Raw genomic sequence first — 26,446 nt, 5'->3', positions numbered from 1 at the left:
ATCGCAAAAACTAGTCCACCCCGGGGGCAGTCTAGCGGATTTCCATCGCCTTCCAGGCTTCTTTTTCCGACGTCGCCTGGAAGATCGACGCCTTCGCCAGTGCCTCGGCCTCCTTGGCTGCGGCGGTGGCGCGGTCGAAATCGCCGCCATCCGCCGCCTTCTTCGCCGTTGCCAGCGTGGAGACGGTGGTGGTCCATTGGTGACGCAGGCTGGCCGCCTCCTTGGCTGCGGCTTCCGCGGCGGCATAGGCCGCCTTGTAGTCCGCTTCGGTGGCCGCGCGCGCCGTCGGCGCGAAGCCGAGGGCGAGCAGCATGGCCAAGGCAAGTGTCAGCTTCATGGCCGCGCTCCCGGGCCCGATATCGGCAGGCCATTGGCAACGTAGGACAGGAAATATTCGACGTCGCGATACTCGTCCGCCTGCGGCTCCAGCGGAACCGCGCGGGTCTGGCTGTTGCACGTGACGAAGCGGCGGCTGGTCGTGCCCATGCCGCTCCATTCGGAGCGGTAGATCGGCATCGCGTTGACGATGCCCAGCGCCGGCGCCAGAGTTTCGGCGCGGATGCGCTCGCCCGGGCTCTGCACATGACAGCCCGCGCAGGAGAAGTTCATCTGGCCGCGCCGCGTGTAGAAATAGCGCTTGCCGTTTTCGAACGCCGCGAGTGCACGCGGATCGTCGGGAATCTTGATGTCCATCAGCTTGCCGCGCGAGGTAAAGGCCATGTAGGCGGTGAGCGAGGCCATCTCGTCCTTGACGTAGGAATAGGGCGGCTCGCCATTGGCCTCGCGGCAGCGGTTGAGCGCGAGCTCCAGCGTGACGACCTTGCCTTCCTTCTCGTCGAAATAGGGATAGTTCTGCCGGATGCCGATGCCGCCGTTCGGGAAGCAGTCGGCGTAGGTCTTGCCGTTCTTGAACGGGGTCGAAAACATCTCCTTGCCGGCCTCGAGCGCGAACTCGTAGGGCGGGAATTCTTCCTTCTCCTGCCATTGCCGCTTCATGTCCTCATTCATGGAATAGGGACCGTTGACGAAATCCTCGTGCTTCACGTTCGGAAACTTCTGGAAGAAGAAGTTCTGGAATGCCTTGGCGTCGGCCACAGGATCGACCTTGTCGGCTGCGACGACGTGCGCGGAGGTGAGGGCGAATACGACGAACGCGGCGCTCACCGCGCCGAGCAGGAGGGAGAGGCGGGCCTTCATCACGCGATCTTCGCGGTGGTCGTATCCGACGCACCCTTGTTGTCGGTCCAGGAAATCTTGAGCTCGTCGCCCTTCTTGGCCCCCTTGAAGCTGAATTTGACGTAGGGGTCCTTGGAAACCGCGGTGCCCCAATCGGCAACGAAGACGTCCTTGCCGTTACATTCGAACTTTAGCTGCTGGATGTAGTGCGCCGGGATCAGCTCGCCGTTGGGATTTTTGACCAGGCCGGTGTCCATCGGGTGCTGGATCAGCGCCTGCACCTCGGTGATGTCGCCATTGGATGTTGCGCGTACGCGAATGCTCGATGCCATCGACCGATCCTCCTAGCCGCCGCAGCCGCCGACGGTGACCTTCACGTCCTTGGTCGCGCTGTAGAGCTTGCCGTCGGCTTCGACGATCGCGACCAGTTTGGTGGACTTGGCCATCTTCAGCCGGTTGGCGACAGCAGGAATGGTGCCGTCGGCGATCTTGTAGGACGCTGCGAGCGCGAACGGGTTCTCGGCCACGAGGAACGAGATCGAGGTCACCTTGTCGAGCGTCGTCGTCACCGAGACCGGGACCACGCCGCCATTCTCGGCAATCTCCGGGGCATCCAGCTTGACCTTGTCGGAGGGCTCGGCGGTCCTGCCATAGAGCGCCTTGATCGCGTCGGCCTCGCTCTTCTGCTTGAAGGCCTCTTCCGGATATTTGTCGTTGGCTGCGGCATGCGCAGCTGCGAACGGCAAATTGCCAAGGCCGATCAGCGCGACCGAGGCCGCGCCCTGAAGGATCAGGCGCCTTGTCGCAGGCTTGCCGGTGGTCGTGGTCATCTGAGGTCTCCTGGCGTGCCGGCCGTTACAGCGTCTGCAGGAAATCAACGATCGCGCTGATCTCCTGCTCAGTCAAAATCCGGTTCCGGCCGAACGGCGGCATCATGGTCTGCGGATTGCGCTTGGTCTCGTCGAAGATGATCGCGGTGAGCTCATTGCGATCGGGATATTTGGCCTTCATGTCCTTCAGTTCCGGGCCGATCGTTCCCGGCAGATCGCCGCCCTTGATGACGTGGCAGGTCAGGCAATTGCCCTTGCTGCGGTCGAAAGCAAGCTTTTGGCCGTCGGCGACGGCGGATTGCGCCCGCGCCGGGCTGGCGAGGCCAGCGGCAATGGCCAGCAGGAGGAGCAGGACGGGCATCCGGGACAAGGCGGTCAAGGCGTCATTCCGAGGCGTTGTGGCGATGGTCGCGATCGCGGAAATAGGAGCGTTCCAAAGCACAAAGGGCATCACCTGACAATCGAGACTATGCAGGCGGCAAAATGGAGCTAATATCTTCCGCATTGCAACTAAACAGATTATTTGTGCGGCGGATTCGGCCGAAACTGTAAGGGCCATGGGCCTGGGCCGGCTGTTTCCGAGGTGTTTGGGCGCTCATCCGTTTTCATCGTGTTCTCGTTTTTTCAAGGGGACCTCACTTGGCTGAATATGTCGTCGAATTTGGCAGGGACGGCGGTCGGGTCGAGCCGGATGGGCGGCTCGATGCACCCGCGTTTCATCGTAATCACGCGCCGATCTGGGCGGCGCTGGAAAAGCACCTCGTTGGCCTGACCGGCAACGTGGTCGAGCTCGGCAGCGGAACCGGCCAGCACGTGGTCCATTTCGCCCGCCACACGCCTGGCCTGATCTGGTGGCCGAGCGACCTCAATCAGCGTCACCTCAGGAGCATCGAGGCCTGGCGCGTGCATGCGGGCCTGTCCAACGTCCGCTCGCCCCTGCGCATCGACCTCACCGACCCCGACTGGTGTCCGGAGATGAAGAACGGGCAGGTGCCGACGAGTCTTGCGGCCGTGTTCTGCGCCAATGTCATTCACATCGCGCCCTGGGCCGTGGCGGAAGGCCTGTTCGCCGGCGCGGGCCGCTATCTGCGGGCCGACGGCAAGTTGTTCCTCTACGGTCCCTTCAAGCGCGACGGCAAGCACACCGCGCTCAGCAATGCGGTGTTCGACACCTCCTTGCGTGAAGGCAATCCCGAATGGGGGGTACGCGAAATCGGCGACGTGGAGGCACTTGCGCGTGGCGCGGGTCTTCGCCTCGTCGGTTCCGTCGACATGCCCGCGAACAATCTGACGCTGGTGTTCTCGCGGTAGCTGACGCCGCCGGCTTGAGTTGGGATGCACGCTGCGCAGCCGCGAGCGCAGCGCTACACCGCGCCATCGCCCCACCCGATCTTCTCCTTCAGAAACCGGAAGCCGATCACCTCGAAGCCTGCGCGCTCCCTGTTATCCTTGCCGTAGCCGTGACCGCCGGCTGCCGGCTCGTAGAACCAGGCCTCATAGCCCATCGTCTGCAGCTTGGCGGCCATCTTGCGCGCGTGGCCGGGATGGACGCGGTCGTCGCGCCGTGTGGTGGCGATCAGGATTGGCGGATAGGTCTGGCCGTCCTTCACGTTGTGATAGGCCGAGTAGGTCTTCAGCCAGTCCCACTCTTCGGGCTTGTCGGGGTCGCCATACTCGGCGATCCAGCTCGCGCCCGCCAGCAGCTTGGTGTAGCGACGCATGTCGATCAGCGGGATGGTGCAGAACAGCGCGCCGAAGCGCTCGGGATAGCGCACCAGCATGTTGGTGATGAGGATGCCGCCGTTCGATCCGCCTTGCGCGGCGATGCGCTTTGCGCTCGTCACGCCGCGGCGTACGAGATCGGCGGCGACCGCGGCGAAATCGTCATGCGAGAGTTTCTTGCCGGCGAGCCGGCCGGCATCGTGCCAGCGCGTGCCGAACTCGCCGCCGCCGCGCAAGTTCGCCTGCACCGTGGTGCCGCCGCGCTCCAGCCAGAGCTTGCCCAGCGAGGAATTGTAATACGGCTTCACGGCAAGAGCGAAGCCGCCATAGGCGCTCATATAGACCGGCGCATCGCCGGTCTCGCCCGCCGGACCGGTCTGGACATAGGGAATGCGCTCGCCGTCGATCGAGATCGCCTCGTGCTGCGTCACCACGAGGCCGTCTGCGGTGAAAATCTTCGGCGCCTGCTTCAGCACGACCGGGCTTGCGGCGCCGCGTTCGAGCAGCAGCAGCGACGGCGGCGTGAGCGGGTCCTGCACATTGGCGAGCAGTTCGCCATTGCTCTCGCTGGGATGTCGGTCGAGCGGCCAGACGTCGACGACGCCGATCTCCGGCAGGCCGCCAAGCGTTGCGCGGCTCCAGCCCGCCGCGGAGGGTGTGCAGACCTCGAAGCGCGGCCTGAGTTCGTCGAGAATCGACAGCACGAGCTTGCCGGCGGCCCAGAACAGGCCTTGCAGCGCGCGCCGCGGCGCCGGCTCGAACAGCACGGTGAAATCGCGGCTGCCGGCAAGGAACGCCGAGAGCGAGATGCCGAGCACGGTGTCGGTGGCGTAGGTCCGCCCCTGCACAGGCCAGTCCTTGCGCAGCTTCATCGCGAACCAGTCGCCATGGGCCTGCATCCAGACGCCGGTCGGCATATCGAGCTTCGTCATGCGACCGGCCGCATCACGCAGCCAGATGGCGTGATTGAAGAAGTCGATCTGGTCGACGATCCAGACCCGCGGTTCAGGTCCGGTGTCGTCGGCCATGCCATAGATGGTCATGTGATCGGCGGTGGTCTCGATGATCGTTTGCGCCTGACCGACAGGCTGGCCGCGCCGCCACAGCCGAACCGTTCGCGCATAACCCGAGCTCGTCGCCATGCCCTCGCCATGCGCGCTCGACAGCAGCAGCGTGTCGGCATCGATCCAGTCGACGCCACCCTTCGCTTCCGGCAGGCTGAAGCCGCCCGTGACAAAACTCTTCGTAACGAGGTCGAACTCCCGCAACGTCACCGCGTCGCTGCCGCCGCGAGACAGGCTCAGCATGGCGCGCGAGCTTCCCGGCATGGTGGCAATCCCGCTGAGCAGCCAGTCCTCGCCTTCGCTCGCTGCGAGCTGGTCGATATCCAGCATGGTCTCCCATGCGGGGCTCGCCTTGCGAAACTCCGTCATCGTCGTCCGCCGCCACAGGCCGCGCGGATTGGTGGCATCCTTCCAAAGATTATGCAGATCGGTGCCGCGCCGGCTGACATAGGGAATGTTGTCCGGGCGGTCGTAGATCGCAGCGAGGATGTCGCGGTCGTGCTCGAAGGCCTTGCCGCCGAACGCCTGCAGCGTCAGTTGGTTCTGCCGCTCGACGAAATCGAGCGCCTGCTTGCCCTCGATCTCCTCCAGCCACAGAAAGGGATCGTCGTCGGGAGCGCTGAGCGTGGGCCTGTCGTCGACGGTCATGAACGAAACTCCGGGAAATCGCGGCGGATAGGATTTGATCGAGCGCAAGCCGTCAAGTGCGCGGGCCGCTATCATCCGTCCGATTGCGTCAGAGGCATGGCCTGCGCCCGTTTGCGCCGGTTGTCCGCCCACCCGTGTCCCTCCATAGTGCCGGGAATCAACAAACCTTCGTGAGCCCTTGAAAGTATCTCGGGGCCGGAAAAGCCGATGCTTGACGTGACTGCAACCGATGAACTCGCCGACGACGCGCGCGCGCGTGCCAACGTGGTGCGCCTTGCCGCCGCGCAGGCGCTGACCGGCGCCAATTCGGCGGTGATCTTCGCCACCGGCTCGATCGTCGGTGCGACGCTGGCGCCCGACATGTCGCTCGCGACGGTGCCGCTGTCGATGTACGTCGTCGGGCTTGCTGCCGGCACGCTGCCGACCGGCGCGATCTCGCGCCGCTTCGGCCGCCGCTGGGCTTTCGTCATCGGCACCGGCTGCGGTGTCCTCACCGGCGTGCTCGGCTCGCTCGCGATCCTGCACGGTTCGTTCGCGCTGTTCTGCATCGCGACCTTCCTCGGCGGCCTCTACGGCTCCGTGGCGCAGTCCTATCGCTTCGCCGCCGCCGACGGCGCCAGCGCGGCCTACCGGCCCAAGGCCGTGTCCTGGGTGATGGCGGGCGGCGTGTTCGCCGGCGTGCTCGGACCGCAGCTCGTGCAATGGACCATGGATGTCTGGCAGCCCTATCTGTTCGCCTTCAGCTTCCTGGTGCAGGCCGCGGTGGCACTGGTCGCGATGGGCATCGTTGCCGGCGTCGATATGCCGAAGCCCGCGCCGGCCGATCTGCGTGGCGGCCGGCCGTTGCTCACCATCGTGACGCAGCCGCGCTTCATCGCCGCGGCGCTGTGCGGCATCATCTCCTACCCCATGATGAATCTGGTGATGACCTCGGCGCCGCTCGCCATGAAGATGTGCGGTCTGTCCGTGTCCGATTCCAATTTCGGCATTCAATGGCACATCGTCGCCATGTACGGGCCGAGCTTCTTCACCGGCGCGCTGATCGCCCGCTTCGGTGCGCCGAAAATCGTGGCCGCAGGACTGCTGCTGGAAGCTGGCGCCGCCGGCATCGGCCTCTCCGGTCTCACCGCGATGCATTTCTGGGCGACGCTGGTCGTGCTGGGCGTGGGGTGGAATTTCTCCTTCATCGGCGCCTCCGCTCTGGTGCTGGAGGCGCACCGGCCGCAGGAGCGCAACAAGGTTCAGGCCTTCAACGATTTCCTGGTGTTCGGCATGATGGCGATCGGCTCGTTCTCCTCGGGCCAGTTGCTCGCCAATTACGGCTGGTCGGCGGTGAATCTGGTGGTGTTTCCGCCGGTGGTGCTGGGCCTTGCCGTGCTCTCGCTGGTCTCGTGGGCCCGCCGCCGCAAGGCGCGGCTGGAGGCGGCCATGGGCGAGTTCCCGGACGCGGTGTAACCGCATGATCCCGAAAAGTGCGAAGCGGCTTTCGGGAAAGATCAGGCGCATAAGTGGCAGGAGGCTGTCAGCAACGTTGACGCTTCGATCGCTGTCGAAGTGATTTTCTGGTGAAGGCTAGTTAGATGTCGTCATGGCCGGGCTTGTCCCGGCCATCCACGTCTTGGACGCGCGGGTCGAAGAACGTGGATGCCCGGGACATAGGCGAGCGGAAGCGACGCCGTCCTTCAGACGGCCATGCCCGGCCGTGACGGAGTAAGCGGTGATGCTCGATAATCTTCAGCAGCCTCCAACTGACGAATCCTCCCTCCGCTACCAAGGCTGGCGCATCGTCGCGGTCTGCTTCCTGCTTGCGACCTTCGGCTGGGGGCTCGGCTTCTATGGCCAGAGCGTCTACGTCGCCGAGCTCCAGCGCGCGCGGGGCTGGCCGGCCTCGCTGATCTCCGCAGGGACCACGTTCTTCTATCTGTTCGGCGCGCTGCTCGTCGTGTTCGTCGGAGAAGCCGTGCGGAAATACGGTCCGCGCCTCTGCCTGATCGCCGGCACGCTGGCGATGGCGGCGGCGGCCGTTGCGATCGGCGCGGTGCGCGAGCCATGGCAGCTTTATCTCGCCAATGCCGTGCTCGCCTTCGGCTGGGCCGGCACCAGCCTTGCCATGATCACCAACACGATCAGCCTGTGGTTCGACCACAAGCGCGGCATGGCGATCAGCCTGGCGCTGAACGGCGCCAGCTTTGGCGGCATCGTCGGCGTGCCGCTGCTGGTGACGCTGATCGGCCATGTCGGTTTTGCCAGCGCGATGTATGCCGCCTCCGGTGCCATGCTGGTGCTGCTGTTGCCGGTGATCCTGCTCGTCGTCGGCCGGCCGCCGGATCACCACGGCTGGCACGCGGCGACGAAGGCGAAGCCGCAATCATCGGCGGAGATCCGGACCGCTGCGCTACGCGATGTCGGCTTCCTCACGGTGACGATTGCCTTTGCGCTGGTGTTGTTCGCGCAGGTCGGCTTCATCGTGCATCTGATCTCGTTCCTCGATCCCGTGATCGGCCGCGAGCGCGCCGCGATTGCGGTCGCGGTGCTGACCGCGATGGCCGTGGTCGGCCGCGTACTGTTCTCTCTGGTGATCGACCGCCTCAATCAGCGGCTGGCCTCCGCGCTGTCGTTCCTCAGCCAGGCGGCGGCGCTTCTGGTCGTCATCAATCTGCACAACGACTACGTGCTGATCGCAGCCTGTGCGGTGTTTGGCTTCTCCGTCGGCAATCTCATCACGCTGCCGTCGCTGATCGTGCAGCAGGAATTCGACAGCGCCTCGTTCGGCGTGCTGATCAGCCTCAACACCGCGATCAACCAGGTGACGTATGCGTTCGGCCCCGGCGTCGTCGGGGCCTTGCGCGATTGGTCCGGTGGCTATTCGCTGCCGTTTTATCTCTGCATCGCGCTGGAGCTGGCGGCCGCGGCGCTGATCATGGTGCGGGGGACGCCATCCGCCAAGTTGAAATAGATGCGGCGGCGCCTCAACAAACTCCGTCATTGCGAGCGCAGCGAAGCAATCCAGAGTCTTGCCGTGGAGGGATGGATTGCTTTGTCGCTTCGCTCCTCGCAATGACGAGGAGAGAGCGGAGATCACCCCTCCCGCTGCTTCAGCAAACCCTCCACATCCAGACGCTTGGTGAACATCGCGAGCTTGCCATCCGGCCCGAACGGCCATTGCTCCCTGGGCTTGTCCCAATACAGCTCCACGCCGTTCTGGTCGGGATCGCGCAAATATAGCGCCTCGCTCACGCCGTGATCGCTGGCGCCGTCCAGCGCAATGCCGGCCGTGAGCACGCGGTGCAGCGCGTCCGCCAGCGCCGGCCGCGTTGGATAGAGAATCGCGGTGTGATAGAGCCCGGTCGCATCCGGCGGCGGCGGCGAGCCGCCCTTGCTCTCCCAGGTGTTGAGCCCGATGTGGTGATGATAGCCGCCGGCCGAGATGAAGGCCGCGCCCGAGCCCATCTTCTGCATCAGCTCGAAGCCGAGCACGCCGCAATAAAAGCCGAGCGCGCGCTCGAGATCGGCAACCTTGAGGTGGACGTGGCCGATCCGTGTGCCGGCGGCGACGGCTTGATTCTGCGACATGTGGCTGCTCCGTTGATGAACTCCACATAGGGCGGGCCTCGGGTTGGCGCTATTGCCCATCTCGAAACCCATCGTTTCCCGATGCGCAATTGCGCATCAGGATGGGAAACTAGGCCAGTTCCCGCACTTCGCCCTCGGGCAGCTCGAACTCGAAGGTGTTCAGCGTCATCGACACCATCGTGTAATAGCCGCACAGGCCGATCACCTCGACGATGCCGCGCTCGCCGAGCAGCTTCACCGCCTCATCATAGAGGCCCTTCTCGACGCCGTGGCCCTCATGCAAGGATTTCGCGAGATCGTAGATCATCTTGCCCTTGGGATCGTCGAACTCAGGCGTGCGGCGGTCGCGGATCGCGTCGATGATTTTCAGGTCCATGCCGCCGGCAAGCGCGAGGCGCTTGTGCGCGTACCATTCGTAATGCGCGGTCCAGTGCCGCGCCGTCACCAGGATCGCGATCTCCGAAAGCCTGGCGGGAAAGATCGTGTCGTACCGCATCACCTCGCCGAGCCGTGTGGCGTGCCGTGCCATCTCCGGACTGTTGAGCCAGGCCATCATCGGCGCCGGCGGCTTGCCGCGCTTGCCCGCGATCGACTCGTCATAGGTCTGGCGCTGGCTCTCGTTCATTTCGCCAGGCGAAAGAAGCTTCAGGCGCATTGTCGTTTCCTCTTTGTTTTTCAAGCACCGCCACGACCGCGACTATAGCCGATGCACGGGTACGGAAGTGGTTGAATTCCGCGGGGCGATGGCCCAGAGTCGCGCCCAACAAGCCGATTTTGACTGATGGAAACGACCATGAGCGACACTGAGACGGCCGATCTCGAAACATTCCGCAACGAGACGCGCGCCTGGCTGGAAGCCAACTGCCCGCCGGAGATGCGCAAGCCCGCGACGTCGGACGCCGACGTGTTCTGGGGCGGGCGCAACGCCAAATTCTCGTCCGAGCCGCAGCGCATCTGGTTCGAGCGCATGCGCGACAAGGGCTGGACCGTGCCGGACTGGCCCAGGGAATATGGTGGCGGAGGCCTCAGCGCGGCCGAGCACAAGGTGCTGCGCACCGAGATGGGACGAATCGGCGCGCGTCCGCCGCTGTCGAGCTTCGGCATCTGGATGCTCGGGCCGGCGCTGCTGAAATACGGCAACGACGCCCAGAAGAAGGAGCATCTGCCGAAGATCGCCGCGGGTGAGATCCGCTGGTGCCAGGGCTATTCCGAGCCGAATGCCGGCTCCGACCTCGCCTCGCTCCAGACCCGCGCCGAGAGCGATGGCGACGATTTCATCATCACCGGCCAGAAGATCTGGACGTCCTACGCCAACTACGCCGACTGGATCTTCTGCCTGGTGCGCACCGATCCGGCTGCCAAGAAGCACGACGGCATCAGCTTCATCCTGTTCGACATGACCTCGAAGGGCGTCTCGACCAAGCCGATCCTGTTGATCTCCGGCTATTCGCCTTTCTGCGAGACCTTCTTCGACGGCGTCCGCGTGCCGAAATCGCATGTGGTCGGCACCGTCAACCGCGGCTGGGACGTCGCGAAATACCTGCTCCAGCACGAGCGGGCGATGATATCAGGCATGGGCGAGCGCGGCGTCGGCCGTCCGCTCGGCCAGATCGCGGCGGACTCCGTCGGCACCGATGGGCAAGGGCGGCTCGACGATGCGATGCTGCGCGGCAAGATCGCAAGCTTCGACGTGGATGAGGCCGCGCTCGCGGCCTGCGCGGAGCGTGCGGTCGATCTGGCCAAGGCGGGGCAGGCGCATCCGGCGTTCTCCTCGGCGATGAAATATTACGGCACCGAGCTCAACAAGCGACGCCACGAGATCCTGATGTCGGCAGGCGGCGTCGATGCGCTGGAATGGGAGAGCGAACGCTCCAGGCAGGGCGCCCGCCCGCGCGCCTGGCTGCGCACCAAGGCGAATTCGATCGAGGGCGGCACCACGGAGGTGATGCTCGGCATCGTCGCCAAGCGCATCCTGGATCTGCCGGGGGCGTGATCAACCGTCGTTCCGGGGCGATGCGCAGCATCGAACCCGGAACCTCGAGATTCCGGGTTCACGCTTCGCGTGCCCCGGAATGACTGCAACAAGCATGCATTCCGCAAGACTTTAGAGATTTAGACACCATGGCCCTCGTCCTCACCGAAGAACAATCGATGCTCCGCGACAGCGCGCGCGGGCTGATCAGCGACAAGGCGCCGGTGTCGCACCTGCGCCATTTGCGCGACAGCAAAGACCCCACCGGCTTCTCCAAGGAGATTTGGCATTCCTTCGCCGAGATGGGCTTTGCCGGCCTGTTGGTGCCGGAAGAGTTCGGCGGCAGCGGACTCGGCTATGTCGAGGCAGGCGTGGTCATGGAGGAGATCGGCCGCACCTTGATGCCGTCGCCGTTCCTCGCGACGTCAGTGGTCGCGGCTTCCGCGCTGAACCGCGGCGGCAATGCTGCGCAAAAATCGGAATATCTGCCGAAGATTTCGAACGGTTCGCTGCTCGCGACGCTGGCGATCGACGAAGGCGCAAAGCATCGCCCGCTGCAGACGAGCTTGCAAGCCGTGCGTGCCGGCAACGGCTTCAAGCTCTCGGGCGCCAAGGCGCTGGTCGTTGACGGCCACGTCGCCGATCTCGTGATCGTTGCCGCGCGCACCGCGGGCTCCGCAGGAGAGCGTGACGGCCTGACGCTGTTCCTGGTCAACCCCAAGGCCAAGGGCGTCGCGATCGAACGCACCATCATGGTCGATGCGCACAATGCCGCGCGGATCGAGCTCGCCAATGTCGAGGTCAACGCCGACAGCGTGCTCGGCGAAGTCGATCAGGGGGCCGCGCTGCTCGACGGCGTGCTCGACATCGGCCGCGGCGCGGTCGCCGCCGAAATGGTCGGCCTCAGCGAGGAGGTCTTCAACCGCACCGTCGAGTACCTCAAGAACAGAAAGCAGTTCGGCAAGCTGATCGGCGAATTCCAGGCGCTGCAGCATCGCGCTGCCGAGCTCTATGTCGACATCGAGATCACCCGCGCCGCCACGATGAAGGCGCTTCAGGCGCTGGATGCCGACGTCGCGAGGGCCGCGCCAGCCGTCGCGGTCGCAAAGGCGCGCGCCGGCACCACCGCGACGCGCGCCGTGCAGGAGGGCGTGCAGATGCACGGCGGCATGGGCATGACCGACCAGTTCGACATCGGCTTCTTCATGAAGCGCGCGCGCGTGTGCGAGGAATTGTTCGGCGACGCCAACTACCACACCGAGCAGCTCGCAAGGGCGCGGGGGTATTGAGGGGGGCTGAGGCGCGGGATGCCGCCTCGCAATCGGTGTCGTCGCCCGGCTTGACCGGGCGACCCAGTACGCCGCGGCCTCTCGATTGATCACAATCGTCTCTGGAATACTGGATCGCCCGATCAAGCCGGGCGATGACAGTTGAGTGATTGGACAGCACTTACCCCAAGCTCGTCATTGCGAGCGAAGCGAAGCAATCCAGAGTCTTTCCGCAGAGGCAGTCTGGATTGCTTCGCTACGCTCGCAAAGACGGCAGGAGAGACCTGCTACCTCATTGGCGGTGCATACTGAACGCCACCCGCGTTCCACAGCTGGTTCATGCCGCGCGGGATCTTCAGCTTCGACTTCTCGCCGATGTTGCGCTCGTACATCTCGCCGTAATTGCCGACGTGACGGATGATACGGGCGGCCCAGTCCTTGGTGAGACCGAGCTGCTCGCCGTAACGGCCCTCGGTGCCGACGAGGCGCATCACTTCGGGCTTCTTCGACTTCAGGGCCTCGTCGATGTTCTCCGAGGTGACGCCGAGCTCTTCGGCATTGATCATCGCATAGAGCGTCCACTTCACGATCATCATCCAGTCGTCGTCGCGCTGGCGCACGACGGGCGCGAGCGGCTCCTTGGAGATCATGTCCGGCAGGATCATGTGGTCGCCCGGCTTGGACAGGTTTATCCGCAGTGCGTAGAGCTGGGAGACGTCAGCGGAGAGCGTGTCGCACTTGCCGGTATCGTAGGCCTTCACCACGTCGTTGAGGTTATCGAACTTCACCTCTTCATACTTCATGTTGTTGATGCGGAAGTAATCGACGACGTTGAGTGTCGTCGTGGTGCCGGACTGCACGCAGACCTTGCTGCCGGTCAGGTCCAGCGAGGTCTCCTTGTTGCGCGAACGCGGCACCATGAAGCCGACGCCGTCGTAATAGGCGACGGCAGGGAAGTACAGGTCATAGTCGAGCTCGCGCGCCATGCTCCAGGTCGTGTTGCGCGAGAGGATGTCCACCTTGCGGCTCTGCAGCTCCTTGAAACGCTCATTGGCGTCGAGCGGGATGAACTTCGCCTTGCCCGGGTCGTTGAAGATCGCCGCGGCCACCGCGCGGCAGAAATCGACGTCGAAGCCGGTCCAGTTCTGATTGTCCTCGGAATATGAGAAGCCCGGCAGGCCCTTGTTGACGCCGCACAGCACCTCGCCGCGGCGCACGGTGCGCTTCAAGGTGCGGGTGTCGTAGAACTCGTAAATGATCGCCAGAACGGCGACCAGCACGGCGACCGCGAGCCCGATCAGCAGGCCGCCTCGAAAAGTGCGCATCATGTTGCTCTCTCGAAAAATCGGAAAAAGAAGTGTGAACGAGGAAGAGGGGGTCTCTAGAGTTCAGGCTTCTGCCGGATGACCACCTTGGTGCCAACAGGGACGCGGTCGTAGAGATCGGCGACGTCGTTGTTGACGAGGCGGAAGCAGCCCGAGGACACTTTGGTGCCGATCGTGTCGGGGCGGTTGGTGCCGTGGATGCGGTAGACCGTGGTGCCCAAATACATGGCGCGGGCGCCAAGCGGATTGCCGGGGCCGCCGGCCATGAAGCGCGGCAGATAGGGCTGGCGCTGGATCATCTCCGGCGGCGGCGTCCAATCCGGCCATTCCTTCTTGTTGGTGATGGTCACCAGCCCCTGCCACTGGAAGCCGTCGCGGCCAACGCCGATGCCGTAGCGGATTGCGCGCCCGCCGGGCTGCACCAGATAGAGGTGCCGCTCGGCAGTCGAGACGATGATCGTGCCCGGCGGTTCGGTGGTGCGGAAATAGACCACCTGCTTCTGCCATTCAGGTTCGAGCTGGTAGCCGTCGTCGGCAATCAGGCCCGGCTCGTCGCCGCGGTCAGGCTGTTGGGCGGACGCCTGCGGGGCGGACAGAATAAGCCCCACCGCAGCCATGAACATCCCGGTCAGGCGACGAAAATCCGTCATTTCAAGTTCTCCCCGCTGCCACAGCGCAAATCATTCCGAAGCATCAAACCTGAGGGGCAAGTTCATGGCAAGTTGATGGCGCGCCACCCTGGTATGTCACGAGAATACCTATGGTTTTTTGACGGAGCCGGGCAATGCCACAAACAGGGCATGGCGATGTGGACGCAATCGGGGCTAGATCTTGTTGCTCTCCGCCGCGATCCCGAGCCGCCGGACGATCTCCGTCCCCACGGCGCGCGCCTCCACCCGAGACCCGATGCGGGGGCTGCGAAACCTCCGCCCCGAGTGCAACCGGATCACCACGATGCAGTGCTCGTCCTCGGACCGGCCGCGGCGCTCGACCGTGATCGTCTTCACGTCGGGTCCTGCGATATGGTCGGCGCGCAGGCTGCCGTCACCCCACAGGCGTTCGACACGGATATCGCCCTCGCGAATGATCCAGAACGCCCCGGTCACGAGGTTGGCGTATCTGTAGACCGCGAACGCGGCGAGCGCGCCGAGCGGCAGCAGCAGGATGTCGACATGGCTCGGCGATAGCCCACGCCAGAGCTTGTAGGCGTAGGGCCCGGCGCATAGCGCAATCGCGATCAGGGACACGATCCTGATGTCCCGCGCGGGAAACGCCTCCAGCGGCTCGCCGAGATGCATCTCGGGATTGCTGGCGTCGAGCGGATTGGCGGGATCCTCGACATTGGGGACCTCGAACTGCGCCGCGATCCGGGCCACGGTGTCGCGAACATGGGTGACGTCGGAGATCGGCGGGGAGGTGAGGCGTTCCCCGGAAGCCAGCGTGAACACGAGCTGGAAACGGGCCTTCACGCGCTTGCTGCCCGGAACCTGTAGCGCCGTGATCTCGTCCTTCGCGACGACCCGCGTGCGCAGCTTGCCGAACGGACTTTGCCGCCCGATCAGGATCTCGTTCGCCGTGATGATCCACACCACCGCCGGCGCAATCATGATGCCGACGACGAATCCCGCTCCCACCAGCAGCGCGACCACCGAGATGATGATCTCCAGCGTGTCGTGCGTGAACAGGCCCGGCGTGAAGCACAGCGCAACCGCAGCCGCGCAGCCGGCCACGATCAGCCGCTGCGCGATCGAGGTGCCTTCACGAAGGCGGATGTCGGTGCTGGTGGGCGCGGCGTCCATTGCGGGCGGGCTGATTCCGGTGCTCGCGAAACTCCACGGACGGGTCCGTGGAGTCAAGCAACAAGGGCGTCATCCGAAACCGGCCGCGATGTCCGTGTGGGATCAGCTGCTCGCGTTCAGCAGCTTCGCCACGGTGCGGTCGATCTCGCCGTAAGCCCCTTCGCCGGCGTGCTGGAATACGATCTTGCCGTTCTGATCGATGATGTATTGCGCCGGCCAATATTGGTTGCGGTAGGCGTTCCAGGTCTTGGAATCATTGTCCTGCGCCACCGGATAGGTGATGCCGTGACGCTTCAGCGCGGCTTGCACGTTGGAGGCGGAGCGCTCGAACGGGAATTCCGGGGTGTGCACGCCGACCACGACGAGGCCCTTGTCTCGGTACTTCGCATAGAGCTCGGTGACGTGCGGCAGCGTGTTGACGCAGTTGACGCAGCCATAGGTCCAGAAGTCGACCAGCACGACCCTGCCGCGGAGGTCGGCCATGCTCAGCGGCTTGGAGTTGAACCAATTGTTGATGCCGACGAAGTCGGGCGCGGCCTGCTGGCTCGCGGCGGCGACGGTGATCGGCGCGGCGGGAGCAGTGAAGACAGGCGTTGCGCGGGACACCTCGTCGCAGACGCCGGGGATGACGGCGCCGGTGACGGCGAAGCCGACAATTGCAGCTGAGACGGCGAGAAGTTTGAAAGCCATGGAAGCGTCCTCCGGGTGAAATCTTCGGTGATTACAGGCCGATCTGGCCGGTCGGGTAGAAGCCGGTGAGCCACGCCACGATCAGCGTGTCGTATTGGAAATAGGCGGCGAGTGCGAAGGCGATCACGACGATTCCAAAGCCCTGCTGCAGGCGCGGCGAAATCCGCGATAGGCTGCGCACGCGCGTGGTCGCGGCCTGTCCGCCATAGGCGATTGCCAGCATCGGGATCGCAGCACCAATGGCGTAGGCGAGCAGCAGCGTGCCGGCCCAGGTCAGGTTGTTCGAGGTCGCAACCAGCGTCAGGATCGAGCCGAGCACCGGGCCGGCGCAGGGCGTCCAGACCAGGCCGAGCGTGGTGCCGAGGATCAGCCCGCCGAGCGCGCCCTCGCGTTGCGTGGTGCCGGAATTGCCGAGATCGAGCCAGCCATTGAGGCGGATCGACAACCATTCGAACGGCGCCGGCCACAGCATCAGCAGGCCAAAGCCGAGCAGCAGGATCGTGGCCGCCTCGCGCAGCACGTTCGGATCGAAATCGAACAGCCGCGTGATCGCGCCGAGCAGCAGCGCGGTCGCCGAGAACGAGACGACGAAGCCGAGCGCGATCATGAGGGGGCGCAAATGTCCCGCGCGCCCGATCGAGGCGCCGAGCAGGATCGGCAACATCGGCAACGTGCAGGGCGCGGCGATGGTGAGAATGCCGGCGAGAAGAGCGAAGAGTAGTTCGAGCATCGGGGCCCTCGTGAAGGAAGTCACGAGGGCAGTTCGGAATGGACGCGGGGCCCGTTACGCAGCGTCACGCCTTCGTGACGGCGGCTGGTTGCGGGACGCAGCTGCAGGCGGGAGCGGCCAGCCTGCCCCAAACACAAAACGACCCGGAGGGGGGCATCCCGTCCGGGTCGCTGGAGGTCCTTGGGAGGTTTAACAAAACCGTATGTGAGTTTTATAGGGGAGAAGTTTTTCCGCCTGATGTTGTGCTTTGTTTCAATTGTTTCGTCGGCGGTAACACTTCCGTGTCCCCGGGAAGGGCCCCGGATAGGGCCCTATCCCCTTGAAATCGTTGATGTCAGGCGGCGAAGCGCTCGACGCCGGCGCCTTTAAGCAATTCGGCCAGCTGCTTGCGGGCGTAGAACATCCGCGTCTTCACGGTGCTCTGGGGGATGCCGATGATCTGCCCGACCTCCTCCACCGACTTCTCGTGGTAGTAGACGAGGTTGATGATCTCGCGATGTGCGGGCGACAGCTTCTGCACGCAGGCACGCAGGATGGCGCTGGTGTCGCTGCGGTCGAGCGAGGTCTCGGGCGTCTCCGCATCGTCGGGAATCTGGCGCACGTCTTCCTGGTCGATGTCCTCGAAGCGGCGCTGGCGCATCGCGGTCAGGGCCTTGAAGCGGGCGATCGAGAGAAGCCAGGTCGAAACCTGCGAGCGGCCCTGGAATTGGCCGGCGGTCCGCCACACGTCCAAAAACACCTGGCTGACGAGATCTTCCGCCGCGGTGGCGTCACGCACGATGCGCAGGATGAAGCGGTACACCCGCACATGATGCCGGCAATAAAGGATGTGCATCGACGTCCGGTTTCCGCCGGCAATGCTTTCGAGAAGCATGTCGTCCGAAGTCGCCTGAGCGGCAATGATGCTCTGGCTGGCCTGGGCGTTGATGGCGATGACGTTCCGCATTGACTTGGCTCCCCGTAGCGCCGCAACCGAGCGGCGTTTCCTTGGAGCGAAGTGTTAATGAGCCAACGTTTCGGGACGTCTGCACGAAAAGGGGAAAATGGTTTCGTGCGTCGCGAAATTGTTTCGTCGGAGTGGGGGCGACGAAACATTCGGGGCAAATAGTCGTGCAATTTCAATATACGGAAAATACGGGGGCGTAGGTTTTACGAGGCGTTACGCCGTGCGGAACGTAATTGGGGGGATTGCGTTCGGTCGCGCGATGCACATGGCCGCTGTCGCGGGCGCCCGTAGCCAGGACAACAGCGCCGTAGGGTGTGTCGTCCCCTACGCCTTCTCGCCCGCCGGCGAGAACAGATAGCCGCCGCCGCGGATGGTGCGGATCACGGCCGGCTTGGCCGGGTCGGGCTCGATCTTGCGGCGGATGCGCATGATGCGCAAATCCACGGCGCGGTCGAAGGCTTCGGCGTCGCGCGCATTGGCCAATTCCAGCAGGCGTTCGCGCGACAGCACGCGCTTCGGATTGGCCGCGAAAACCTTCAGCAGCCCGAACTCGGATGCCGTCAGCGGATGCTCGTTGCCCTCGTCGTCGCGCAAGGCCTGGGCTTCGAGATCGAGCCATTTGGTGCCGAACCGCACCAGCTGCTCCTTGTCGGATTTCGCCGCCGCCGTGTCCGGCGCGGCCGCCTTGGCCGGCACGCTCCGCCGCAGCACCGAGCGGATGCGGGCCATCAGCTCGCGCAGCTCGCAGGGCTTTGCCACGTAATCGTCGGCGCCGAGCTCGAGCCCGACGACCCGATCGATCGGGCTCGCGGTCGCCGTCAGCATGATCACGGGCACGTTGATGCGGCTCTTGAGGTCGCGGATGATCGAGAGTCCGTCTTCCTCGGGCATGTTGAGGTCGAGCACGACGAGGTCCGGCATGCTGCCGTCGATCGCGGCGCGCAAGGACTTGCCGCCGTCGCACAGCGTCACGGTGAAGCCGTGCATCTTGAGATAATCGCCGACCATCTCCCGGGCCGGGGCTTCATCGTCGACGATCATGATGTGCTGGCTTTGGGTCATGGTCTCTGGATCACGGCATTTCGGTCGCGGGGAGGGTGATGGTGAAGGTCGAGCCCTTGCCGGGCCCGTCGCTGTCGGCGGTCACCTCGCCGCCGTGCATGTCGACGATACGCTTGACGATGGACAGGCCAAGTCCCGTCGAGCTCTCGCCGGCGGTCGGTTTTGCCGACAGCCGCTGGAACCGGCCGAACAGGCGGCCGAGATCCTCCGGGGACAGGCCGGCGCCCTCGTCGCTGACGCGGACGACGGTGTCGCCGCTCTCGTGGCTGACGACGACGTCGATCTTGCCGCCGATCGGCGAGTATTTGATGGCGTTGCTGATGAGATTGTCGATCGCCTCGCGGATGCGGTCGGTGTCGCACATGGTGACGATATTGGCCGGTGCGGCGACGCTGATCGCCTGCTGCTTGTTGACGGCGAGCGGCTGGTTGGCCTCGGCGACCTCCTTGACCAGCGCCGCGACGTCGACCGGCTCGCGGCGGATGGTGATGTCGAAGGCATCCGCCATCGCGTCCGAGATCAGGTGATCGACCATCGTGGTCAGCCGCTTGGTGGCATCGCGGATGTGGTCGACCTGGGCGACCACGCCGCTTTCCGAGGCGCCGGTCGAAATCAGCTCCTTCAGCATCTCGGTGCGGCCGAGGATGACGCCGAGCGGATTCTTCAGATCGTGCGCGACGGTGCCCAAAATCTCGTTCTTGAAGCCGTTGGCGCGCTGCAGGCGCAGCCATTGCGCCGACAGGCGGCGGTTGGCCTGCATCAGCGCGCGGGTGCGCTGGGCGACGCGGTCCTCCAGCTGCGTGTTGGCGTCCTGGAGCTGCTGGTAGAGGATGACGTTGTCGAAGGCGATCGAGAGCCTCGAGGAGAAGATCTCGACCAGGGAACGGTCGGTCTCCGACAGCTCGCGTTCGGCCTGCAGCAGCACCACGACCTCGCGGCCGCTTCCGGTGCGCAGATAGATCACGCTGCGATGGTCGGCGAATTCGTTCTTGCGGCGCTGGAACGCGGCCTCCACCATCGAGCGTAGATCGGGATCGAGCGCCTTCGACGTGGTGGTGCCGATGAAGCGGCTGTAGCAGCCGCTGCCGGCGAGCACCGAGAGCTCGGGGTCGATGCCGCCATTGTCGCGCAAGACGAGTATACCGGCGCAATCGACGTTGAGCAGCGAGGCGAGCTGGGTCAGCACGCCCTCGGCGAGCCGCTGCATCGACTTGAAGTCGTAGAGCGTCGAGGCCGCGTCGATGATGATCTCCAGCCCGCGCCGCGTCTGCACCATGCGCTCGAGCTGCTGATAGGAGCGCAGCGCCGCGGTCAGCGAGGTGAACAGCTTGTCCGCGGTGAGCTCGGTCTTGGCCTTGTAGTCGTTGATGTCGTACTGCACGATCACGCGCCGCTCGGGCGCCTGGCCCGGCTGTCCGGTGCGCAGGATGATGCGCACGGTCTCGTTCCGGATCTCGTTGCGGATGAACTCGACCAGATCGAGGCCGGCGACGTCGGTCTCCATGATGACGTCGAGCAGCACGGCGGCGATGTCGCCGTGCTCGGCCATCAGCTTGCGGCCTTCCGCCGCGGAATAGGCCGACAGGATCTCGAGGCCCTGGCCGTTGAGGCTGTAGTCGGACAACGCGAAACGGGTGCCGTCATGCACGGCCGGATCGTCGTCGATGACGGCGATTTTCCATTTCCGGGCGTTGGCATCCTCCGACGCGGTACCGGTATCGTCGATCAGGTGGAGGACATCGTCCTGTTCGGCCATTGAGAAGTCCCGTCACTTTCTGTGCTTTGCGCGCCGCCCCTGGCGACCCGGGGCATGATAATGCGAAAAGTGGTGCCTTGTCCCAGCTTGGATTCCAGCATCATCCGCCCGCCGAGCTGCTGGGTGACGAGGTTATAGACGATATGCAGGCCAAGTCCCGTGCCGCCTTCATTGCGCCGGGTGGTAAAGAAAGGGTCAAAGGCCTGGCGCTGCACGTCGGGGGTCATGCCGGCCCCGTCATCGGTGAAGATGAGCTCGACGTCGTCGGCCCCGCGCGGCCGCGCCGAGATCGTGATCATGCCGGCCCGCCCGTCGCCGAAGGCGTGGTTGGCGGCGTTGAGGAACAGATTGGTCAGGATCTGGCCATAGGAGCCCGGATAGCCGTCGAGCAGCAACCCCTCGGGCACGTCGACCTGGAGCGCGATCGCCGAGCGCTTCAGCACCGGCCGCAGGCTTGCAATGATCTGGTCGGTGGCCTCGCTGAGCGAGAATTGCCGGCGCTCGGCATGGGAGCGGTCGACCGCGACCTGCTTGAACGACTGGATCAATTCGCCGGCGCGCTGGAGATTGGCGACGAGCTGCTGCGAGGCGTCGCGCGAGGACTGCACGAACTCCTCCAGCTGCGAGCGGCGCAGGCCTCCATCGCCCTTGAGCTGGGCTTCGAAGATTTCGGTGCGCCGGGCGAAGCTCGAGGCAACGGTCAGGCTGATGCCGATAGGGTTGTTGACCTCGTGCGCGACGCCGGCAACGAGGCCGCCGAGCGCGGCCAGCCGTTCGGCGTCGATCAGATTCTGCTGCGCGGTGTTGAGTTCGAGCAGCGCGCTCTCGGCCTTCTCCTTGGACGCGCGCAGCTCGTCCTCGGTCTGGCGCTTCGCGATCGCATTCTCGCGGAACACCTCCACCGCGCGCGCCATGGCTCCGACCTCGTCACGTGCCTTGGTGCCCTGCACCTCGCGGTCGAGGTCGCCGAGCGTGATCGCGCGCATCGCGGCCATGATCTGCTGCAGCGGCAGCCGGATCGAGAGCGCGATCAGAACGCCGGCGGTGAGGATGATGCCGAGAAAGACCACCGCGATCGACAGCACCCGCCTGGAAATGGCGGCCAGCGTGCGGTCGAACGTCTCCTGCGCCTTCTGCTCGCGCTGCCGCATCTTGGTCGAGAGATCGTCGATGGCGCCGATCGCCTCGGCCTGGCTGGCGTCGATGGTGTTGCGGAGCAGTTCGGTGCGGCTCGCAAGCTGCTCGGAGAGCTTTGCAAAGCCCTCGCGCAGCGCGGCGGTGCGGGCTCCGAGCCGCCGCAAGGCCATCTTCTGCAGGTCGTTGTCGGCGAGGTCGATCATCACGGGGATGGTCTTCTCGATCGTCTCGGTGTTGCGCCGCGCGTCGTCGGCCGCGCCCGGTGACAGCGAGAGATAATAGGAATTGGCCGCCACCAGCATCGCGGTGAAGGCCTCGCGGGATTTTCCGAGCGAAGGCCAGATCAGCGCGTCGCGATGGCCGGTGGCGCCTTCGATGATGGAGTAGAGGCCCGCCATGTCCCTGGCCGGGCCCTGCACCTGCTCCTCATAGGTCTTCGCGATGGTGGCCTGCACGCTGCGCAGCTCGCCGAAGCCGTTGAGGAAGCGGTCGGTGGTACGCTCCAGCTCCTCGACCGAGCCCGACAGCATCGGGTCCTTGGCGGCACGGTTGGAAAGCGTGCCCAGCACCGCTTCGCGCAGCAGCAGGATCTCGGCGAACAGGTCCGGGCTCGGCTGGTTGATGTAGCGGTGGATCAGATTGTGCAGGCGTCCGGTCTCGCTTTCGAGCAGCGCAAGGATTCGGTCGGATTCGCGCACCTGGCGCACGTCGTCCCAGGCCGAGCCCAGCACCTGGGCGCCATTCCAGATCATCGCCACCAGCACCACCACCACGGCGGAGTTCAGCGCCGCGATCGACAGAATGCGCCAGCGGATCGGCACCGCCCGCAGCACACCGACGATGCGCGCGCGCGCCCTCCCGATCGGGCCGGGCGGCCTTTCCGCGGTCTCGCTGTGTCCGAGCCCAGCCAAGAAGCTCTACTCCACCTTGCGAATGCGTTCGATCAGCGCGGCCGCGGCGGGATCGCGCCCGGCCTTGGCGTAGATCGCGGCCATGGCGTCCTCGAACGGCTTGCGGTCGATATCCCTGACGACGGTGACGCCAGCTTCCTGGGCCTTGCGCTGCGACTGCTCCTCGAGGTCGCGCCATTTCTCGCGCATGAATCGGCTGGAGCGTTGCGCGGCCTCCCGGAAGATATTCTGGTCGTCCGGCGACAGGCTCTGCCAGGCCTTCAGCGAGATCACCAGCACTTCGGGGCTCATCGTGTGCTCGGTAAGCGTGTAATGGCCGGCATGCTTGTAATGGTCCGTCGTCACGAAGGATGGCCAGTTGTTTTCGGCGCCGTCGATCAAATGATTGGTGAGCCCGGTGAGCACCTGCCCGTAGGGCAGCTCGACCGGTTCGGCGCCGAGCGAACGGATCATCTGGCTCATCAACTCCGACTGCTGCACCCGGATCCGCAATCCCTTGAGGTCCGCGACGTTCCTGACCGGGCGGACACCATTGTAGATCGACCGCGCCCCGGAATCGTAAAAGGCGAGCCCGATGAAGCCATAAGGCTCGAAACTGCCGAGGATTTCGCTGCCGATCGGCCCGTCCAGCACCTTCTGCATGTGCTCGATGGACCGGAACAGGAACGGCATTGCCAGCACGTTCATCGCCGGGACGAAATTGCCGATCAGCGCCACGTTGGTCCGGTTGAGGTCGATCGCACCGGCCCGGGTCTGCTCGATGGTCTCCTTTTCCTCACCGAGCTGGCGGGAGTGGAACACCTTGATCTCGTGCCGGCCGCTGGTGCGCTCGGCGATCAGGGCGCCCATGTAGCGTAGCGCCTGGACGGTCGGATAATCCGCGGTCTGGGTATCGGCGGCACGAAATTCGCGCGCGCCGGCGCCCGTCGTCCAGACGGCAAGCAGAAGCGCGACGAAGATCACCCCGGTCCGCGAGAATTCGGCACGGCTCAGCACTGGCACACTCAACCCCTCAGTGGTGGAGTCTATGGCGGGAGCAAAAGGTTCAATGCAATCTAGAGCGTTTTCAAGCGAAGTGGATACCGGTTCGCGTCGGGAAAACGCGTCAAATTAAGAATCTGGAGACCCGTTTCCGATCGGAACGGGGCGCTGGCAGCTGGGCGGGGGAAGGCCATCCCGCTGGCGCCGCGGTGGCGATTGTGCGGCGCGGTCGGCGCGCATTCCCGGTTGAAACCGCAAAGGGGGCGCCTTAAGCAGAACAGCCGTCTTTCGTCGCGCGACACGGGAAGAGCCATCGTGATTTCAGCATTGCGCCTTTTGCCTGTCGTCGCCACCGTCGCGGCTCTCGCATTCATCTCGAAAGCGCAGGCGGCCACCGAGATCGCGTGGTGGCACGCCATGTCCGGCGAGCTCGGGCGGCAGCTCGAGAAACTGGCCTCGGATTTCAACGCCTCGCAGTCCGATTACCGCATCGTGCCTGCTTACAAGGGCAATTACACCGAGACGGTGACCGCCGCGATCTTCGCCTTCCGCTCGCGCAGCCAGCCCGCCATCGTCCAGGTCAACGAGGTCGCCACCGCCACCATGACCGCGGCCAAGGGCGCGATCTATCCGGTGTTCAGCCTGATGCGGGACCAGGGCGAGCCGTTCTCGCTGGGCGATTACCTGCCTGCGGTCTCCGGCTACTACACCGATGCAGCGGGCAACCTGCTGTCGTTCCCGTTCAATTCCTCGACGCCGATCCTCTATTACAACAAGACCATGTTCCGCGATGCCGGGCTCGATCCGGAGGCGCCGCCGAAGACCTGGCCGGAATTGGGGCTCGCTGCAAAGCGCTTGCGCGACCGCGGCGCTGCTTGCGGCTTCACCACCTCCTGGCCATCCTGGATCCATGTCGAGAATTTCTCCGCCTTCCACAATCTGCCGTTGGCGAGCCGGGCCAACGGCTTTGCCGGGCTGGATGCGGAATTGACCATCAACAATCCGTCGCTGGTGCATCACATCGCAGCGCTCAGCGAGTGGCAGAAGACCAGGCTGTTCGACTATAGCGGTCGCGGCCAGTCGGCCGAGCCGCGCTTCCAGAAGGGCGAGTGCGGCATCTTCATCGGCTCCTCGGCGACGCGTGCCGACATCAGGGCGAATTCGAAGTTCGAGATCGGCTACGGCATGATGCCGTACTGGCCGGACATGAAGGGCGCGCCGCAGAACTCGATCATCGGCGGCGCCACGCTGTGGGTGCTGCGCGACCGCCCGCGCGAGGAATACAAGGGCGTGGCGCGGTTCTTTTCCTATCTGTCGCAGCCCGGCGTGCAGGCCGCCTGGCACCAGAACACCGGCTATCTGCCTATCACCCGTGCCGCCTTCGAGCTGACGCGGTCGCAAGGATTTTACGAGCGCAACCCGGGCTCGGCGATCTCGTTCGAGGAGATCACGCTCAATCCGCCGACGGAGAATTCGAAGGGCATCCGGCTCGGCTCCTTCGTGCTAATCCGCGGCGCCATCGAGGACGAGCTGGAGCAGGCCTTTGCCGGCCACAAGAGCGCGCAAGCCGCGCTGGATTCCGCCGTCGAGCGCGGCAACAAGATCCTCCGCCAGTTCGAGCGGGCCAGTCCGGAGCGGTAGGGGTGGCGCGCGAGGTCTCTCGACAGCGTCATGGCCTGGCGTGTCCCGGCCATCCATGCCTTGCCGCAGCCGAAGAACGTGGATGCCCGGGACAAGCCCGGGCATGACGAACTCGAGCGTATTTGGATGACACTGCCATACCTTCCCGACGCCGAGAGCTTCCGCGCCTTCCGTTCCGATGCGCCGCGCTGGCTGCCGATCGCGCTCGACATCGCGCGCAGCCACGGTCTCGATGTCGGCTCGCTTCACGTGTTTGCGACCGGCACCAATCTGGTGGCCGGTCTCGGCGACAAGCTGATCCTGAAAATCTTTCCGCCGCAGCTCGCAGCGCAGTTCGTCTCCGAGCGTGGCTCGCTGGCGCAGCTGAACGGCCATGTCGATCTGCCGATTCCCGAGATCGTCGCCGAAGGGACGCGCGACGGCTGGCCATACCTGATCATCACGCGCCTTGCCGGCACGCTCGGCTCGGAAGTGTGGCCGTCCTTGCCGGAAGACCAGAAGGAGCGCCTGCTGCGCCGGGTCGGCGAGACCGTCGCCGCCGTGCAGCGCGCCCCGCTTGGGCCGCTTGCGACAATCGAGCCGCGCTGGGAGGACTTCATGCGCCGGCAGATGCAGGGGTGCCGCGCCAGGCACGAGCGTCTTGGCCTTGCGCCGAAATTCCTTAGAGGCCTTGACGATCTCCTGCGCGACGCGGCAAAGCTCATTCCGATGGATGCGCCGCCGGTGATTCTGGTCGGCGAATACATTCCTGAAAACTTCCTGCTCGCATGCGAGGACGGCCAATGGTCGCTCGCCGGCTTGTTCGATTTCGGCGACGTGCTCGCGGGTTGGCGTGATTACGACTTGCTCGGCCCCAGCGCCTTCATGGCGGCAGGCCGGCCGGGGAGGGTGCGCAGCCTGCTGGAAGGCTTCGGCTATGCGACCCTCGACTACACGCTCAAGCGCCGCCTGATGGCCCTGATGCTGCTGCACCGGGCTAGCGATCTCAACAGCCATATCTGCATCGAGGGCTGGCAGGACAGGGCGACCGATCTCATTGAGCTGCAGGACCTGATCTGGCCGGGCTGAGTGCTCGCGCTCAGCCTCTCTCCGTCATTCCAGGGCGCTGCGCAGCGTCGAACTATGGTGCGCAATTGCGCACCTGAGAACCCATTCTCCGGCGCCTGTTGCCACCCGATGGATTCCGGGCTCGATGCTGCGCATGCGCCGGAATGA

The 26,446-nt window shown here is 64.9% G+C and carries 25 protein-coding genes; 7 read left to right on the top strand and 18 right to left on the bottom strand.

Annotated elements, in window-relative coordinates; translation table 11 throughout:
- Positions 1 to 31: 31 nt before the first annotated feature.
- The 5 genes from RX330_RS34885 to soxX are packed head-to-tail and all read right to left on the bottom strand — an operon-like array spanning position 32 to position 2,385.
- On the bottom strand, positions 32 to 337 hold the full coding sequence (locus tag RX330_RS34885; RefSeq protein ID WP_317241521.1) for a hypothetical protein: 306 nt from the start codon (positions 335 to 337) through the stop codon (positions 32 to 34).
- On the bottom strand, positions 334 to 1,197 hold the full coding sequence (gene soxA, locus RX330_RS34880) for a sulfur oxidation c-type cytochrome SoxA (RefSeq protein WP_317241520.1): 864 nt from the start codon (positions 1,195 to 1,197) through the stop codon (positions 334 to 336). Before soxA ends, RX330_RS34885 begins: the two co-directional genes overlap by 4 nt.
- Positions 1,197 to 1,508, bottom strand: coding sequence for a thiosulfate oxidation carrier complex protein SoxZ (gene soxZ, locus RX330_RS34875; RefSeq protein WP_317241519.1), 312 nt, complete (start codon positions 1,506 to 1,508; stop codon positions 1,197 to 1,199). Before soxZ ends, soxA begins: the two co-directional genes overlap by 1 nt.
- A 12-nt stretch (positions 1,509 to 1,520) precedes the next feature.
- Entirely contained in the window at positions 1,521 to 2,006 is a 486-nt protein-coding gene (gene soxY / locus RX330_RS34870; protein WP_317241518.1) for a thiosulfate oxidation carrier protein SoxY, read from the bottom strand.
- Positions 2,007 to 2,031: 25 nt separating this feature from the next.
- Positions 2,032 to 2,385 carry a sulfur oxidation c-type cytochrome SoxX gene (gene soxX, locus RX330_RS34865; protein ID WP_317244030.1) on the bottom strand — a complete coding sequence of 118 codons (354 nt, stop codon included), beginning with the start codon at positions 2,383 to 2,385 and terminating at the stop codon, positions 2,032 to 2,034.
- 260 nt (positions 2,386 to 2,645) lie between these two features.
- Between soxX and RX330_RS34860 the strand changes: the two genes are divergently transcribed.
- Complete coding sequence (locus RX330_RS34860; RefSeq protein WP_317241516.1) at positions 2,646 to 3,317, top strand: DUF938 domain-containing protein; 672 nt, start codon at positions 2,646 to 2,648, stop codon at positions 3,315 to 3,317.
- Positions 3,318 to 3,370: 53 nt separating this feature from the next.
- On the opposite strand, the gene RX330_RS34855 is transcribed toward RX330_RS34860, so the two are convergent.
- The gene (locus RX330_RS34855) at positions 3,371 to 5,440 is read right to left on the bottom strand and encodes a prolyl oligopeptidase family serine peptidase (protein ID WP_317241514.1); all 2,070 of its coding nucleotides are present in this window, start codon (positions 5,438 to 5,440) and stop codon (positions 3,371 to 3,373) included.
- Between the two features lie 207 nt (positions 5,441 to 5,647).
- On the opposite strand from RX330_RS34855, the gene RX330_RS34850 reads away from it, so the two are divergent.
- Both RX330_RS34850 and RX330_RS34845 read left to right on the top strand, forming a co-directional pair.
- A complete protein-coding gene (locus RX330_RS34850; RefSeq protein WP_317241513.1) occupies positions 5,648 to 6,895 on the top strand; it encodes an MFS transporter in 1,248 nt (415 codons plus the stop codon).
- A gap of 265 nt (positions 6,896 to 7,160) precedes the next feature.
- Positions 7,161 to 8,396 carry an MFS transporter gene (locus tag RX330_RS34845; protein ID WP_317241512.1) on the top strand — a complete coding sequence of 412 codons (1,236 nt, stop codon included), beginning with the start codon at positions 7,161 to 7,163 and terminating at the stop codon, positions 8,394 to 8,396.
- 122 nt (positions 8,397 to 8,518) lie between these two features.
- Here RX330_RS34845 and RX330_RS34840 read toward each other — a convergent pair whose 3' ends face one another.
- Both RX330_RS34840 and RX330_RS34835 read right to left on the bottom strand, forming a co-directional pair.
- Entirely contained in the window at positions 8,519 to 9,013 is a 495-nt protein-coding gene (locus RX330_RS34840) for a VOC family protein (protein WP_317241510.1), read from the bottom strand.
- A 109-nt stretch (positions 9,014 to 9,122) separates the two neighbouring features.
- A complete protein-coding gene (locus RX330_RS34835) occupies positions 9,123 to 9,668 on the bottom strand; it encodes a carboxymuconolactone decarboxylase family protein (RefSeq protein ID WP_212083920.1) in 546 nt (181 codons plus the stop codon).
- A 138-nt stretch (positions 9,669 to 9,806) separates the two neighbouring features.
- On the opposite strand from RX330_RS34835, the gene RX330_RS34830 reads away from it, so the two are divergent.
- Positions 9,807 to 11,006: an acyl-CoA dehydrogenase family protein gene (locus RX330_RS34830; protein WP_317241509.1), complete on the top strand. Its 1,200-nt coding sequence runs from the start codon at positions 9,807 to 9,809 to the stop codon at positions 11,004 to 11,006.
- Positions 11,007 to 11,134: 128 nt separating this feature from the next.
- Positions 11,135 to 12,274, top strand: a complete 1,140-nt coding sequence (locus tag RX330_RS34825; RefSeq protein ID WP_317241508.1) for an acyl-CoA dehydrogenase family protein — start codon at positions 11,135 to 11,137, stop codon at positions 12,272 to 12,274.
- Between the two features lie 266 nt (positions 12,275 to 12,540).
- Here RX330_RS34825 and RX330_RS34820 read toward each other — a convergent pair whose 3' ends face one another.
- The 10 genes from RX330_RS34820 to RX330_RS34775 all read right to left on the bottom strand — a co-directional run bounded on the left by RX330_RS34820 (position 12,541) and on the right by RX330_RS34775 (position 23,611).
- Positions 12,541 to 13,578, bottom strand: coding sequence for an amino acid ABC transporter substrate-binding protein (locus RX330_RS34820; RefSeq protein WP_212084595.1), 1,038 nt, complete (start codon positions 13,576 to 13,578; stop codon positions 12,541 to 12,543).
- 56 nt (positions 13,579 to 13,634) lie between these two features.
- A complete protein-coding gene (locus RX330_RS34815; RefSeq protein ID WP_212083926.1) occupies positions 13,635 to 14,228 on the bottom strand; it encodes a L,D-transpeptidase in 594 nt (197 codons plus the stop codon).
- Between the two features lie 174 nt (positions 14,229 to 14,402).
- On the bottom strand, positions 14,403 to 15,377 hold the full coding sequence (locus RX330_RS34810; protein ID WP_212083933.1) for a hypothetical protein: 975 nt from the start codon (positions 15,375 to 15,377) through the stop codon (positions 14,403 to 14,405).
- Positions 15,378 to 15,479: 102 nt separating this feature from the next.
- Entirely contained in the window at positions 15,480 to 16,067 is a 588-nt protein-coding gene (locus tag RX330_RS34805) for a thioredoxin family protein (protein ID WP_317241507.1), read from the bottom strand.
- 31 nt (positions 16,068 to 16,098) lie between these two features.
- The gene (locus RX330_RS34800) at positions 16,099 to 16,797 is read right to left on the bottom strand and encodes a cytochrome c biogenesis CcdA family protein (protein WP_212083937.1); all 699 of its coding nucleotides are present in this window, start codon (positions 16,795 to 16,797) and stop codon (positions 16,099 to 16,101) included.
- Positions 16,798 to 17,131: 334 nt separating this feature from the next.
- Positions 17,132 to 17,743, bottom strand: a complete 612-nt coding sequence (locus RX330_RS34795; RefSeq protein WP_212083950.1) for a sigma-70 family RNA polymerase sigma factor — start codon at positions 17,741 to 17,743, stop codon at positions 17,132 to 17,134.
- Between the two features lie 324 nt (positions 17,744 to 18,067).
- Positions 18,068 to 18,805: a response regulator gene (locus tag RX330_RS34790; RefSeq protein ID WP_212083952.1), complete on the bottom strand. Its 738-nt coding sequence runs from the start codon at positions 18,803 to 18,805 to the stop codon at positions 18,068 to 18,070.
- A 10-nt stretch (positions 18,806 to 18,815) separates the two neighbouring features.
- On the bottom strand, positions 18,816 to 20,561 hold the full coding sequence (locus RX330_RS34785) for a DUF3369 domain-containing protein (RefSeq protein ID WP_212083954.1): 1,746 nt from the start codon (positions 20,559 to 20,561) through the stop codon (positions 18,816 to 18,818).
- Positions 20,531 to 22,609, bottom strand: coding sequence for a sensor histidine kinase (locus RX330_RS34780; protein ID WP_249153206.1), 2,079 nt, complete (start codon positions 22,607 to 22,609; stop codon positions 20,531 to 20,533). Before RX330_RS34780 ends, RX330_RS34785 begins: the two co-directional genes overlap by 31 nt.
- 6 nt (positions 22,610 to 22,615) lie before the next feature.
- Positions 22,616 to 23,611 (bottom strand): TRAP transporter substrate-binding protein, encoded by a 996-nt coding sequence (locus RX330_RS34775; protein WP_212083956.1) that lies wholly within the window; start codon positions 23,609 to 23,611, stop codon positions 22,616 to 22,618.
- Between the two features lie 297 nt (positions 23,612 to 23,908).
- On the opposite strand from RX330_RS34775, the gene ugpB reads away from it, so the two are divergent.
- On the top strand, positions 23,909 to 25,231 hold the full coding sequence (ugpB, locus tag RX330_RS34770; protein WP_375848050.1) for a sn-glycerol-3-phosphate ABC transporter substrate-binding protein UgpB: 1,323 nt from the start codon (positions 23,909 to 23,911) through the stop codon (positions 25,229 to 25,231).
- Positions 25,232 to 25,357: 126 nt separating this feature from the next.
- Positions 25,358 to 26,299, top strand: coding sequence for an aminoglycoside phosphotransferase family protein (locus tag RX330_RS34765; RefSeq protein ID WP_317244029.1), 942 nt, complete (start codon positions 25,358 to 25,360; stop codon positions 26,297 to 26,299).
- Positions 26,300 to 26,446 lie beyond the last annotated feature (147 nt).

Source organism: Bradyrhizobium sp. NDS-1 (genome assembly GCF_032918005.1).
GTDB lineage: Bacteria > Pseudomonadota > Alphaproteobacteria > Rhizobiales > Xanthobacteraceae > Bradyrhizobium > Bradyrhizobium tunisiense.
This window is presented reverse-complemented; position numbering and strand designations above follow the sequence as displayed.